Genomic DNA, 12,130 nt, shown 5'->3' with positions numbered 1-12,130 from the left:
CGCCCCGGCACCAGCGGCTTCCCGCGCGACCTCTAGTTCCGCGGTCCCTGACGCGCACCGGCGCCCGACCACCGCATCCCACCGCCGAGCGGCATTCCCGTGCCCCTCCGCGGGCCGTCCGCGAAACGCGCCCGCCTCCTCGGCGGTGTTCGCGATGACATTTCCCCCTACACAAAGGACGAATTGTGGAACGTCATCAACGGGACCACCGGCCCGTCCGCGTTATGCCGCGCGGTCGCGAATTCTCGATCGACAGGGCCGCCCTGACGCGCGGAAACGGCCTGCACCTTCCCGACGACCTCCCCATTTCGACCTGGCAGCGGATCGGCGACCACCTCTTCCGCATCTCCGACGCCATGGGCTGGTGGATGGGCGACTGGCTCATCTTCGGAGAGCGCGCGTACGGGTCCCGCTACCGCGAAGCCCTGGCCCGGACCTCACTCGACTACAAGACGCTGCGCAACTACGCGTGGGTGGCCAGGGGGTTCCCCGTGGCGCGCCGCCGCACGGAGCTGAGCTTCGCCCACCACGCCGAGGTGGTGCCGCTTCCCCCCGACGAACAGGACTTCTGGCTCGACCTCGCCGAGAAAGGGCGCTGGTCGCGCAACGAACTGCGCCGGCGGATGCGGCACAGCCGGTCGGCGGCGCTTCCGAGCGGGACCGCGGCCCCGGCGCCGGTCGCACCCTCCGGGGGGCTCGCGGCCCCGTCGGTCTCCGTCCCCTCCGGCGGCGGCGCCGTCGCGGACCCCGCGTTCGATGCCCCGGGGCGCCCGGCCGCCGTCGACTCCGGTGGGGTCGGGGCTGGCGGGGTCGGGGCTGGCGGGGTCGGGACCGGCACGGCCGACACCGCGCCGGGCCTCGCCCGGACCGTCCGGGTCCGCGTGCCCGCCGAACGCGAGCGCCGATGGCAGCAGGCCGCGAGGACCATGCGGCGCGACTTCGACGAATGGGTGGTGGCCGCCCTCGACGGCGCTTCGGAGGCCGCCCTGACCCGCGACACCTGACCGGATCGGCGACGGTGGCCCCGGCTCCCTGCCGCCGGACGCCGCGGCGGGCTCGCTCTGATGGTGGGGGCGGGCCCGCTCGTCAGGTGCTCACCCCAGCGGCGAGGGGATGAGCGACGCGGCTTTCGCCTTGTTCACGGCGTCGATCCGCGACGCCGCCCCGAGCTTGACGAACACGTTGCCGAGGTGCCGTTTCACCGTGCCTTCGGAGATCGCGAGCTTCTGGCCGATCTGGGCGTTGCTCAGGCCCTGCGCGACCAGGATCAGGATGTCGCGCTCGCGGCGGGAGATCACCTCGGCGGCGGCCCGACCGCTGTAGACGGCTTTGATGTGCGTCTCGGACGAGACCATCATGACCATGCGCTCTCTGCGGCCGGCGATGCTCTTGATCGCGTAGACGAGGTCGTCGGTGCCCACGCTCTTCTCTAAGTAGCCGCTGATCCCGTGGGCGACCACGCCCTTGAGCAGCAGGGCGTCGTCGAGCGTGGTCAGGATGAGCACCCGGGCGTCGCCCCAGGCCCGGACGACCCCGCGGAGGCGGGCCAGGATCTCGGCGGAGTCCGCGGCATCGAGCACGACCACGTCGGGACGCCGTTCGCGAACGATCTGGTCGGCCTCGGCGGGGTCGCTGGTCTCGCCCACGACCCGCAGCCCGTCCGCGGAGCGGAGCACCGTGGCCAGTGACTCACGGAACATCGTGTGGCTGTCGTACAGGAGAACCTTGATCGGCGCGTTGGCGTTCGGCATTGCGGCTCCTCATCGTTCATCCTTCCGTGGTCGCCCCGGTACGTGTCCTGCGGGCGGCGGGGGCGTGCCGCGGCACGGCCGCCCGCGCGCGGACCGATGAGGGCGAGGCCCATGACGGAGGACATGCTCGCGGTGCCGAATACCACTTGGGGGTTTTCGCGGGTCCTCCTACCTCAGGCGGTGCTTTCTCCGCTCTTACCCAATCCGCCGTACCGCGCTAACGCGCGCGCTCCGGGATTCGCCCGTCCGACCATTACCCGGGACAATCGGCGTTCCCGGATGAGGCCGGCGCTGATAATCTCATTTGCCGCTTTTTGCGCGGAGCCGCCGGGCGCCGGCCTGCGCCACCGGGCCGGGATTCCCCGCTGAGACAGCGCTTCACCAGGGGAAATTAAGAATGATCTTCGCCTCGTGAGCGTTCAGGTGGCTACCGGGTCAGGGGATGAAGCCGTGATCAACATGGTGATCCATATCACAATTCATCCGAGTCGCCCCTCGCGCCCACCGCGGGCCGAACAATCGGACCAACCCTGTGACCTCGGACGGAACGCCACGACCGGCCGTGATTCCCGATATATCATGCCGTCGGCGCAATCACGGCCACGCACACCCCGCACGCCCGCCGCGGACCGTACTCCCGGCCCCCTACTCGATTACCCGAATTCGCGACGACCCGCAATCACGACGTTGCCATAATTCGCGGAGTCGTAGTCGCATCTACACCTTAGGCATATCCTCTTGAATGGGCCGACCGGCATCGTTACGTTGACTCCTACGCCGGATCACACCGGCGGAATGCCGATCGGAGGGCATTATGAAGTTCACTGTACTCGGCTCATTCGAAATTTCGCACAACGGCCAACCCTGCACCCCCAGCGCGCCGAAGGTCAGGCAGGTCCTCGCCCTGCTGGCCCTACGCGCGCGGCAGGTGGTCAGCCTTGACGCCCTGATCGAAGAACTGTGGAACGAATCCCCCCCGCGCAGCGCGGTCACCACCGCGCAGACCTACGTCTACCAGCTCCGCAAGGGCTTCGACGCGCTCGCCGGCGGCGGTCCCGACGACCCGCTGCTGTTCACCCGCCCGCCCGGCTACACCCTGGAACTGGGCGGGAGCACGCTCGACGCCTCGGAGTTCGACCGGCTCCTCGACACCGGCCAGTCCCTCCTGGAAGACGGCGACGCCCACCGCGCGGCCGACATCCTGCGCGAGGCCCTCGCCCTGTGGTCGGGCCCCGTGCTCGCCAACGTGTCGTGCGGGCCGCTGCTGCGCGGGTACGCCGCCCACCTCGAAGAACGCCGGATCACCGCTCTGGAGCTGCGCATCTCGGCCGACATCCGGATCGGCCGCCACCGCGAGCTGATCCCGGAGCTGAAGTCGCTGGTGTCGGCGCACCCGCTGAACGAATGGCTGCACGCGCAGCTCATCATCGCGCTGAACACCACCGGCCGCCGGGGCGAGGCGCTGCGCGCCTACCAGGAGCTCCGCAGCCTGCTCAACCGCGAACTGGGCCTCGACCCCAGCGCGGAGCTCCAGCGCATCCACCAGGACGTGCTGACCTCCGACCGCGCGCCCGGACGCGCTTCGGAGCTGGCGGTCTCACGCGCGTGATCCGCGGCCCCCGGCCCGGACCGCGACCGGCACCCGCCGGCGGATGACGATCCGTCACCGATCCCCCGGCCCTCCATTGGTACGGTGCCCGCCGCTCCCGCGCCATCGGCCGACCGCCGCCCGCACGACCCACGACCCCGCACCTCACACGCCGCATGTCCACCCCGACAGAGCCACGCCGCGATCACGCCGGTCGGCAGGCGGCTCAGGCACCGGCTCTGTCCCGCCGGCGGGACAGAGCCGCCCCCTCTTCGCGCCGCACCGAGCGCCGTGGGCCCGGCGTCGCCGCCCGCCGCTCCGGCCGTCGACCGCCCCTTGAAACGCCTTCGAGAACGCGGGACCACTCTGGCCGCGTGCGGCGCAGCGGTCGCGGTGCCTCCCGCCCGGACCGGCGCCCGTCCAGGAGAAGGGAAAGCTGAATGTCGGAATTCACCATCGCCGACCTCGTCCGGCTGCTACGCGAATGCGCGGGCGAGGACGAAGGCGTCGACCTCGACGGCGACATCCAGAGCGTCACGTTCGACGACCTCGGCTACGACTCGCTCGCGTTGTTCAACACGGTGGGGCGGATCGAACGCGACTACGCGATCAACCTGCCCGAAGACGTCGTCAGCGAACTCCTCACGCCGCAGGAGCTCATCGCGGAGGTCAACCAGCACCTGGAGCAGCCGGCCTAGCGCCGGCCCGTCTCGCCCCGCAGCGCCGCGCCCGCCCCCACGCTCCCCGGGCCGGCTCCGGGGCTTCGCGGCCGACGGCGCCGCACCGGCGCCGCGTGCAGGAGGTCGACCCATGAGGGTCCTGATCACCGGTGGGGCCGGGTTCATCGGCTCGCACTATGCCCGCACGATGCTGGCCGGCGGCTACCCGGGATGTGCCGACGCCCGGGTCACGGTGCTCGACCAGCTCACCTACGCCGGCGATACCCGCAGTCTGCCGATGGATCACCCCCGGCTGCGCTTCGTCCACGGCGACGTCTGCGACCCCGCCCTGCTGCGGCGGGTCGTGCCCGGCCACGACGCCGTGGTGCACTGCGCGGCGGAGTCACACGCCGACCGCCCGATGAACGGGTCCGCCGAGTTCATCCGGACCAACATCCTGGGCACCCACACCCTTCTGGAGGCGTGCCGGGTGCACAGGGTGGGCCCGGTGGTCGTGGTCTCCACCGACGAGGTCTACGGCCCCGTAGGGCAGAGCAGGCGCGGCGAAGGCCATCCGCCGCTGCCGGACTCCCCGTACTCGGCCTCCAAGGCCGCGGGCGACCTCGTGGCGCTGGCCTACGCGCGCACCCACGGGCTCGACGTCCGCGTCACCCGCGGTTGCGACACCTACGGCCCCTACCAGCACGTCGAGCAGCCCATCCCGGCCGAGGTCACCGGCCTCCTGGGCGGCGCCCCGCCGCCCGCGCCCGGCGGCGACCGCGACCCCCGCGAGTGGGTGCACGTCGACGACCACTGTCGGGCGGTCCACCTCGTCCTCACCCGGGGGCGCGCCGGCGGGGTGTACAACGTCGGCGGCGGCACGGTGCTCGACCGCGCCCGGCTCGCGCGGATCCTGGCCGGCCTCTGCGGCGGCGTCCCCGGCCCCGCCCGGTCGGTCGAGGACGGCCCCGGCGGCCCCGGCGCCGACCGGGGGCGCGCGCTCGACGACCGCAGGATCCGCGCGGAGCTCGGCTTCCGCAACCTCGTCCCCTTCGCGTGGGGGATCGCCGAGACCGTCCACTGGTACCGGAGCAACCCCGGCTGGTGGGAGCCGCTGCTGCGGGAATCCGTGCTGTAGGCCGGGAGGCCGGGCCGCGGGGGCGCGCCGGCCCGGGGGCGTGCACGCCCGCGCGCACCGCGACGGCCCGCAGGCCCTGTCCCGCGACGCCCGGCAGGCTGTCGCGGGACAGGGCCTGCGGGCCACGGAATTCCGCGGTCAGGGGGCCGCGGCCACAGGCCGTGCGGGGCCACAGGGCCAATGGCAGGGCCGGGGCCCCTGTCACTCCTCGTCGATCAGTGCGACCGCGCGGCACCAGCCCGCACCCGCCCCGGCGATCCGGACCGGCGGGCAGGACACGGTGAAGCCCGTGGCCGCGGGCAGCTCCGCCAGGTTGGCCAGCCGCTCGATCTGGCAGTACTCGCGCTCGCGCCCGACGAAATGCGCGGGCCACAGCACCCCGCGGTCGCCGGTGCGCTGGTACTCCTTGATCATGTGGCCGAACGGCGCGTCGAGGCTGAACGCGTCGGTGCCGATGACCCGCACCCCCAGGTTCAGCAGCAGCCGGGTGGCGGCGCCGTCGAGGCCGGTGAAGCCGGTGAAGTAGCCCGGTGTGCCGGCGAGCCGGTCGGCGCCGGTGCGCAGCAGCACGATGTCCATGGGCTGGGGCAGCCGCCCGATCCGGTCGAACTCCCGCCGGAGGACATCGGCACCCGCCGCGCCGACCGGCTCCGTCGACAGGTCGAGGACCATGCCGGGCCGGATGAACCAGTCCAGGGGCATCTGGTCGATGTGGCGCGGTGTGCCGTAGCGGGCGCGCGACCCGTAGTGGGACGGTGCGTCCACATGGGTACCGGTGTGCGTGGTCAGCGTGAGCGTGTCGAGGGACAGCAGCTCGCCGCCGGGCAGGACCGAGATGTCGAACTCCACCCCGAACCGCTCGCGCATCCCCTCGGCCATGTGCACGGCCCCCTCGGCGGGGGTCAGGACCGTATGGGTGATCGGGTCGGGTTCCCAGCCGCTCGCGTCCACGGCCGTCGACAGGTCGATGATGCGCATCCGTTCCGCCTTCCTCACGGGGAACCGGCCGCCGCGTCGCGCGCGGCGGCCGGACCGTCGATGACGTGTGCGCCGCGCGGCGCCGCGGTTCGGCGCGGCACGGCGGAGCCGTACCGGCGACGCCGCCGGGCGGCGACCCGCCGGGGGATCCGGTCGGCGGTCTCGGCGGCGTGCCGGCCCTCTCCTGTCCGGCGGGCCTGGGGGGGAGTGGGTCCGGCCCGCCCGAACGGCGCCGGTCCGCCGTTCGGCGCGGCGAGGCGCGGCACGCCTAGGGGCGTGCCGGCTCGCGCGCCGCCCGCGGCCCCGCCCTGATCGCGGACGGGGCCCGGACACCGGTTCCACCCGGCGGGGGCGCCGGGTCAGCCACGGCCGGCCTCGGCGTACTCCTTGGCCAGGCCGAGGGTGGCCGTGCTGTTGCGCCCGAGGGCGCCGCGGACGAAATCGAGGGCGGTGTCGACCGTGGCGTCGGCCCCGAGGATCCGCGTGACCGCCGACTCCTCGATGACGACGGAATGGCGGGAGACCGCGCGGACGCCCTCGGGAACCGCGCGCAGCGTCCATTCGCCGGTGTGCGCCGCCATCAGCGCGGGCGTGACGATCTGCTTGTAGGCGATCCGGGTGGGCGCGAAGCACACGCGGACGGATTCGGTGGTGTGCGACGAGCCGTCGGCCGTCGTGGTGCGCATGGTCATGACCTGCACGTTCTCGACGTCCTCCCGCAGGTCCATGGCGGACACGTGCGGGAGGCGGTCGGGCCACTTCCCGGCCTGGTAGAGGAATTCGTACACGGTGTCGAGGGGGGCCTCGATGACGACGGAGTCCTCGAAGGTGCGGCAGGTGCGCGAGCGCCGCTCCCACCGTTCGGCCAGTGCCTTGATCCCCCGCAGTTCGGCGTCGCTGTTGCGGTCGGTGGCGCGGGTCAGCCAGTCGAGCCCGGCGTCGTCCTCGGCGGTGAAGTCGTGGGCCAGGGTGAGCACCGTGCCGCCGCCGATGGCTTCGTCGGCGGTCCACTTCCCGCCCATCGAGGTGACCGGCGGGGAGGACTTCTCCTGCCGGAAGGCGATCGTGCGGCGGGCGGGGTCGAGCTGGCGCCGCGAGGTCCACGCTTTGACCTCGCCGTTGGCCGTTGCCCAGATGTGCAGCCGCTCGGTGGCCCCGTCGATGGCGGAACGGTCGACGTGGACGGTGGGGGTGAAGTACAGCGGCCACTGGGTGGCGTCGGCGATGATGGCGTAGACGACATCGGGCGGCGCGTCGATGTCGACGTGGTGCACCGTTGTTCGGGAACCGGTGGGCACTCCTGTCCGTCCTTCCTCGCCGGCGGACCCGGCGGATGGGGTGGGGGGCGGGGCGGGGTCAGTAGATCCCGAGGCCGCCGCAGACGTTCATCGCCTGGGCGGTGATCGACGCCGCCGTGTCGGTGGCCAGGTAGTCCACCAGCCCGGCGACCTCGTCGGGGGTGGAGTAGCGGCCGAGCGGGATCTTCTGCCGGAAGCCGTCGTGCACGTTCTCCTCGGTGGTGTCCCACACGGCCGCGTAGGAGCGGCGGATGCGCACGGCCATGGGGGTCTCGACGTAGCCGGGGCAGACCGCGTTGACCGTGACCCCGGATTCGGCCAGCTCCTTGGCGAGCGCCTTGGTGAAGCCGATGACCCCGCCCTTGGACGCGGAGTACGGGGTGCCCAGCGCGACGCCCTGCTTGCCGCCGGTCGAGGCGATGTTGATGATCCGGCCCCGCGTGCCGGCCTCGCCGAGCCGGCCCGTGGTCAGGACCTCGCGGGTGACCCGGAAGGTGCCGTGCAGGTTGGTGTCGATGACGTCGTCCCACAGTTCGTCGGCGATGCCGGCGATGGCGCCGCCCCCGCTGCGGCCGGCGTTGTTCACCAGCACGGTGATGGGCCCGTACCGCTCCACCGCGGCGCGGACCAGGCGTTCGACCGAGGCACGTGAGCGCACATCGGCGTCGAGGCCGTCGATGTCGTGGCCTTCGGCCTGCAGGGACTTGACCGTGGTGGTCACGGCGTCGGTGGTCCGCGCGCAGATGAACACCTGGACCCCGCGTGCGGCCAGCCTCTTGGCCACGGCGAGGCCGATTCCGCTCGTGGCGCCGGTGACCAGGGCGACGTCGGGGATTCTGGCTCCGTGCATGGTCTTCTCCTCCGGCTTCGGGCCTGCGCTCTGCTTGGGGACCGGTGCTGCACAGGCCACCCGATCCGCTGGCAGCGTGGCGATCGGCGATCGAGGACGGAACGACGACCGATGGAGCACGGGCGGAGCGCCGCGGGTCGACCGCCGCTCGAAACCGCCGTGCCAGGCTCGCGACCGCCGTGCCGGCCCCGACGCGCCGGCCGCGCCGCAGTGTCCGACGCCAGAAGGGGACGGCCCGCCATGACTTCCGTGGACGAGCAGGTCAGCACGCCCGTCGACAACGATGTGTACCTGGAACTCCAGCACTTCTACGCCCGCCAGATGCACTGGCTCGACAACGGCAAGGTCGCCGAGTGGGCGACGACGTTCACCGAGGACGGGGTCTTCGACGCCGCGGGCCCTCCGGTCGCCGAGAACCGGGCCGCGATCGAGTCCGCCGCCTGGGAGGTCACCCGGAAGTACGCCGACGAGGGGATCCAGCGCCGGCACTGGCTCGGCATGCTCCACGCCGAGGCCCGGTCCGACGGCACCCTCGTGGTGCGTTCCTACGCGCTGATCGTCTTCAGCCCGGCCGGGGGGCCGACCGCGATCAAGACCAGTTGCGCCGTCGAGGACCTGCTGGTCCGGGAGGACGGGACGCTGAAGGTCCGGCACCGCCGGATCACCCGCGACGACCAGCCGTGACCGGCCCGACCGGATCGCCCGGCCCGACCTGGTCGACGCGCTCGACCCCCGATCGAGCGCCGCCCGACCCCGACCGCCCAGAGTCGGCGGCGCCCGCCGTGCCGCGCGCTGAGGGTGCCGTGCGGCGCGGCGGGCGGCGCCCACCCACCCGGACACGCCCTGAAGCATCCGAAGGAGACGCGCCAGTGCTCACGCTCATCATCACCTTCACGGTCACCGGCGACCCCGACGCGTTCGTCGAGGCGCAGAGCGCGGTGATCGCCCACGCGTCCGGGTTCCCCGGGTTCGGCGGCTCGCAGCTCCACCGCTCCCTCACCGACCCGAACACCTATGTCGAGGTCGTGGAGTGGGCCGACGCCGACGCCCACCGCGCGGCGGTGGCCGACCCCGATTTCCGGCTGCGGCTGGGCGAAATGGCCCGGCACGTGACCGCCTCCTCCGACCGCTTCGAGCCCATCGGAGCGCACTGACCACCAAGGAACGGGGGGATGGGGGGAGCGGGGGAACGGGGGATGCCGGACCGCCCGGGGGTCAGGGGCGGTCCGGCGGGGAGGCGTGGTCCGCCCCGCCCCCTCTCGCGGGGCAGGCCACGCGTGGTCCTGTGGGGGCGGGTCAGGCGGCGACGGTGCCGCGCTCGGGGGCCCAGGTGAGCGTGAAGGCCACCCCGGTACGGGGGGCGGGGAGCGGCCCCCAGGAGTCGGCGAAGTGGTCGACCAGCGCCATGCCCCGGCCGAACTGGGCCATGGGCGTGTGGGGGCGGATGAAAGGAAGTGTCCCGCCGGCGGGACACCCTTCGTCGTCCACCTCGACCGTGATGCGCCCGCGGTCGACGAACACGGTCACTCCGAACGTCCCGCCGCGTCCCGATGCGGTGTAGCGGATCGAGTTCGTCGCGGCCTCCGACACCAGGAGGACGGCGGCGGCGACGGTGTCATCGGGGATCTCGAACCCGGAATGGGCGGTCAGGACGTGCTCGGTCCACCGCCGCACTTCCCGCACCTGTTCGGCCCACCCGGGAAAGCCCCGGAAGTACTTCACCACCGCGACCACCCCCGCGGAGCCGAACGGAACAGGTAGGGGCGGACACGTGAGCGCTGCCGCCGCGGGCCCCGCAGGGGGTGGCCGGGGCTGCCACTGAAGGGCTCGGGTACGTCGTTCTCAAGGTCTCTCCAAGGGGCTCTGGGCCGCCGGATGACGGCGACCGCCCGGATGAGTACACCGCTAGGATGGATCTAAAATTTTCGAATCGCAAGCTTAATTCGAAATTTTTGATTCAGTTTTCTTATATTGAAAGTTGCGATATGTCTGATTCGGGCTTGTTCCCGGTACGATCGACGCCTGTATTCGGGGAGGTAGACGTGTCCACGCCTTCGGCGGCTCGACGCCAGCTGTCCATGCAGATGCGGCGCCTGAGGATCGAGGCCGGCAAGACCCTCGGTCAGGTCGCGGAGGAGATGGAGTGGTCGCCGACCAAGATCTCCAACATCGAGACAGGGCGATCGAAGTACCCCGCGACGAGCGACATCGGGCTGCTGCTCAACAACTACGGCGTCACGGGAGCGGCCCCACGTGAAGCAGTACTCGAACTGGCGCGCACCTCACGGACGAAGTCAAAGAAGAAGCAGGCGTTGGAGGAGTATCGCGACGTGCTCAGTGGCGCATACGCCACCTACGAGGCCGATGCGGCCGGTGTGCAGGTCTACGAGCCGCAGTACATCCCTGGACTCCTGCAGACACCGCGCTATGTCGCTGCCACCGCGCAGGCGAATCTGGTCCGCGATGCGAGTGAGATCGACAAGGTGGTCGCCGCACGGCTCGAACGCCAGAAGCTGATCACCGCGGATCAACCACCGGACGTGTGGGCGGTCATCGATCAGCACGCCTTGGAGCTGCTGTTGGCCCACGACTCCGACATCGCGGCCGAGCAGATCTCGCACGTGATCGACATCGCCGAAGCGGCGAACTCCGTCACGATCCAGGTGCTACCGACCTCAGCCGGGTTGCATAGTGGAATGGTCGGGCCGTTCGTCATTCTGGATTACGCGGACGGTGACCCCCTCGTCTTCATCGAAGCCGATGTGGACGGGATCTACCTGTACCAGCAGCCTGAGATCGAGCGCTACCGAAAGCTTTTCGGGCGGCTCACCGCCAAGGCCATGGACCCCGATGACGTGCCCGGGTACCTGAGAAACCTGCTCTAGAAGGACCACAACGACCGTGTACTCACCGATCACGCCCGACTCTCAGTCTCTCGTGTTCCGCACGAGTTCGTACAGCAACACGCAAAACTGCGTGGAGGTAGCGTTGGACTTCCGGAAGAGCAGCTACAGCGCGAATGAGAGCGCCTGCGTCGAGGTTGCGGTTCAGCCCGTCGTGGCGGCTGCGTACTCCCCCCGGAACCGCAACCTGACCGAACCCCGTTTCCGCACATCCTCCTTCAGCGGCTCAGGCGACAACTGTGTGCAGGTCGCCGACCTTCCCGAAGGCGCGGCTCTGCGCGACAGCAAGAACCCGCAGGACGGCCACCTGTCCCTCGCGGCGACCGAGTGGGTGGCGTTCCTCGGGGCTGTGAAGCGGATGGGGCTCTAGATGGCGGACGACTCCACGCCTCCCCGCCCCCGGGTACTGGTCGAGCGGCATCTGCCGACCCCTCCGGCGGTCCGGGGATCGGCGTCGCTGTACCTCACCGAGGCCGCGCGGCAGGGGATCACTCCGGAGCGGAAGATGCTCTTCATCGGGCAGGAGCCCGCCAACGAGCACGTGGCGGCGGCCCTGCGCGTGGAGACCGGTGCGGCCGTCATCGCCCGGCGCAAGCAGTTCTGGGCCGATGGCGTCCCGGTGCGCATCGCCACCAGCTACTTCCGGCTGGACGTCGGCGAGGACACGCGGCTCGACGGTGAAGGGTTCGTCCTGCCCACGCTCCAGGCCGCGATCGAAGACCTGGGCCACACCTTCGGCCACGCGGTCGAGGCCCTGACCGCGCGTCCGGCGACGCCGCGCGAAGCCGACCTCCTCGAAATTCCCGGCGAATGGGTGGTACAGATCCTCCGGGTGAGCATCAGCACCGACGACGTCCCCGTTCACGCCCTGGAGACCATCTGCGCGGCGTCCCGGCACGTGTTCCCCATCGGCCAGCCCGATGGCACCGACCAGTTCTGACCCCCCTAGGCTCGCCCATCTTGCC

Annotated in this window: 14 protein-coding genes; 9 read left to right on the top strand and 5 right to left on the bottom strand. The window is 71.4% G+C overall.

Features of this window, described 5'->3' with window-relative positions; genetic code table 11:
- The first annotated feature begins 224 nt into the window (after positions 1 to 224).
- The gene (locus ACFO4E_RS13045; protein WP_378574261.1) at positions 225 to 1,004 is read left to right on the top strand and encodes an LmbU family transcriptional regulator; all 780 of its coding nucleotides are present in this window, start codon (positions 225 to 227) and stop codon (positions 1,002 to 1,004) included.
- A 90-nt stretch (positions 1,005 to 1,094) separates the two neighbouring features.
- Here ACFO4E_RS13045 and ACFO4E_RS13040 read toward each other — a convergent pair whose 3' ends face one another.
- Positions 1,095 to 1,751 (bottom strand): LuxR C-terminal-related transcriptional regulator, encoded by a 657-nt coding sequence (locus ACFO4E_RS13040; protein ID WP_378574259.1) that lies wholly within the window; start codon positions 1,749 to 1,751, stop codon positions 1,095 to 1,097.
- 814 nt (positions 1,752 to 2,565) lie between these two features.
- Between ACFO4E_RS13040 and ACFO4E_RS13035 the strand changes: the two genes are divergently transcribed.
- The 3 genes from ACFO4E_RS13035 (at position 2,566) to ACFO4E_RS13025 (ending at position 5,136) form a co-directional block, all read left to right on the top strand.
- Complete coding sequence (locus ACFO4E_RS13035; RefSeq protein WP_378574257.1) at positions 2,566 to 3,360, top strand: AfsR/SARP family transcriptional regulator; 795 nt, start codon at positions 2,566 to 2,568, stop codon at positions 3,358 to 3,360.
- Between the two features lie 419 nt (positions 3,361 to 3,779).
- Positions 3,780 to 4,037 carry an acyl carrier protein gene (locus tag ACFO4E_RS13030; RefSeq protein ID WP_378574255.1) on the top strand — a complete coding sequence of 86 codons (258 nt, stop codon included), beginning with the start codon at positions 3,780 to 3,782 and terminating at the stop codon, positions 4,035 to 4,037.
- Positions 4,038 to 4,149: 112 nt separating this feature from the next.
- The gene (locus ACFO4E_RS13025; RefSeq protein WP_378574253.1) at positions 4,150 to 5,136 is read left to right on the top strand and encodes a dTDP-glucose 4,6-dehydratase; all 987 of its coding nucleotides are present in this window, start codon (positions 4,150 to 4,152) and stop codon (positions 5,134 to 5,136) included.
- A gap of 201 nt (positions 5,137 to 5,337) precedes the next feature.
- Here the strand turns inward: ACFO4E_RS13025 and ACFO4E_RS13020 are convergent, their stop codons facing one another.
- The 3 genes from ACFO4E_RS13020 to ACFO4E_RS13010 all read right to left on the bottom strand — a co-directional run bounded on the left by ACFO4E_RS13020 (position 5,338) and on the right by ACFO4E_RS13010 (position 8,262).
- On the bottom strand, positions 5,338 to 6,114 hold the full coding sequence (locus ACFO4E_RS13020; RefSeq protein WP_378574251.1) for a cyclase family protein: 777 nt from the start codon (positions 6,112 to 6,114) through the stop codon (positions 5,338 to 5,340).
- 359 nt (positions 6,115 to 6,473) lie between these two features.
- Positions 6,474 to 7,412 carry an aromatase/cyclase gene (locus ACFO4E_RS13015; protein WP_378574250.1) on the bottom strand — a complete coding sequence of 313 codons (939 nt, stop codon included), beginning with the start codon at positions 7,410 to 7,412 and terminating at the stop codon, positions 6,474 to 6,476.
- A gap of 58 nt (positions 7,413 to 7,470) precedes the next feature.
- Entirely contained in the window at positions 7,471 to 8,262 is a 792-nt protein-coding gene (locus ACFO4E_RS13010) for an SDR family NAD(P)-dependent oxidoreductase (RefSeq protein WP_378574248.1), read from the bottom strand.
- 240 nt (positions 8,263 to 8,502) lie between these two features.
- Here ACFO4E_RS13010 and ACFO4E_RS13005 point away from each other — a divergent pair, with 240 nt between their 5' ends.
- Both ACFO4E_RS13005 and ACFO4E_RS13000 read left to right on the top strand, forming a co-directional pair.
- The gene (locus tag ACFO4E_RS13005) at positions 8,503 to 8,946 is read left to right on the top strand and encodes a nuclear transport factor 2 family protein (RefSeq protein WP_378574247.1); all 444 of its coding nucleotides are present in this window, start codon (positions 8,503 to 8,505) and stop codon (positions 8,944 to 8,946) included.
- Between the two features lie 185 nt (positions 8,947 to 9,131).
- Positions 9,132 to 9,416 (top strand): antibiotic biosynthesis monooxygenase family protein, encoded by a 285-nt coding sequence (locus ACFO4E_RS13000; protein ID WP_378574245.1) that lies wholly within the window; start codon positions 9,132 to 9,134, stop codon positions 9,414 to 9,416.
- Positions 9,417 to 9,558: 142 nt separating this feature from the next.
- Here the strand turns inward: ACFO4E_RS13000 and ACFO4E_RS12995 are convergent, their stop codons facing one another.
- Positions 9,559 to 9,987 carry an ATP-binding protein gene (locus ACFO4E_RS12995; RefSeq protein WP_378574243.1) on the bottom strand — a complete coding sequence of 143 codons (429 nt, stop codon included), beginning with the start codon at positions 9,985 to 9,987 and terminating at the stop codon, positions 9,559 to 9,561.
- A 317-nt stretch (positions 9,988 to 10,304) separates the two neighbouring features.
- Here ACFO4E_RS12995 and ACFO4E_RS12990 point away from each other — a divergent pair, with 317 nt between their 5' ends.
- From ACFO4E_RS12990 to ACFO4E_RS12980, 3 genes are all read left to right on the top strand, one after another.
- Positions 10,305 to 11,147 carry a helix-turn-helix domain-containing protein gene (locus tag ACFO4E_RS12990; protein ID WP_378574241.1) on the top strand — a complete coding sequence of 281 codons (843 nt, stop codon included), beginning with the start codon at positions 10,305 to 10,307 and terminating at the stop codon, positions 11,145 to 11,147.
- A gap of 91 nt (positions 11,148 to 11,238) precedes the next feature.
- Positions 11,239 to 11,535: a DUF397 domain-containing protein gene (locus ACFO4E_RS12985; protein WP_378574239.1), complete on the top strand. Its 297-nt coding sequence runs from the start codon at positions 11,239 to 11,241 to the stop codon at positions 11,533 to 11,535.
- Complete coding sequence (locus ACFO4E_RS12980) at positions 11,536 to 12,105, top strand: GntR family transcriptional regulator (RefSeq protein ID WP_378574237.1); 570 nt, start codon at positions 11,536 to 11,538, stop codon at positions 12,103 to 12,105.
- Positions 12,106 to 12,130 lie beyond the last annotated feature (25 nt).

Origin of the sequence: Nocardiopsis mangrovi (assembly GCF_042653925.1) — a bacterium.
Lineage (GTDB): Bacteria > Actinomycetota > Actinomycetes > Streptosporangiales > Streptosporangiaceae > Nocardiopsis_B > Nocardiopsis_B mangrovi.
This window is presented reverse-complemented; position numbering and strand designations above follow the sequence as displayed.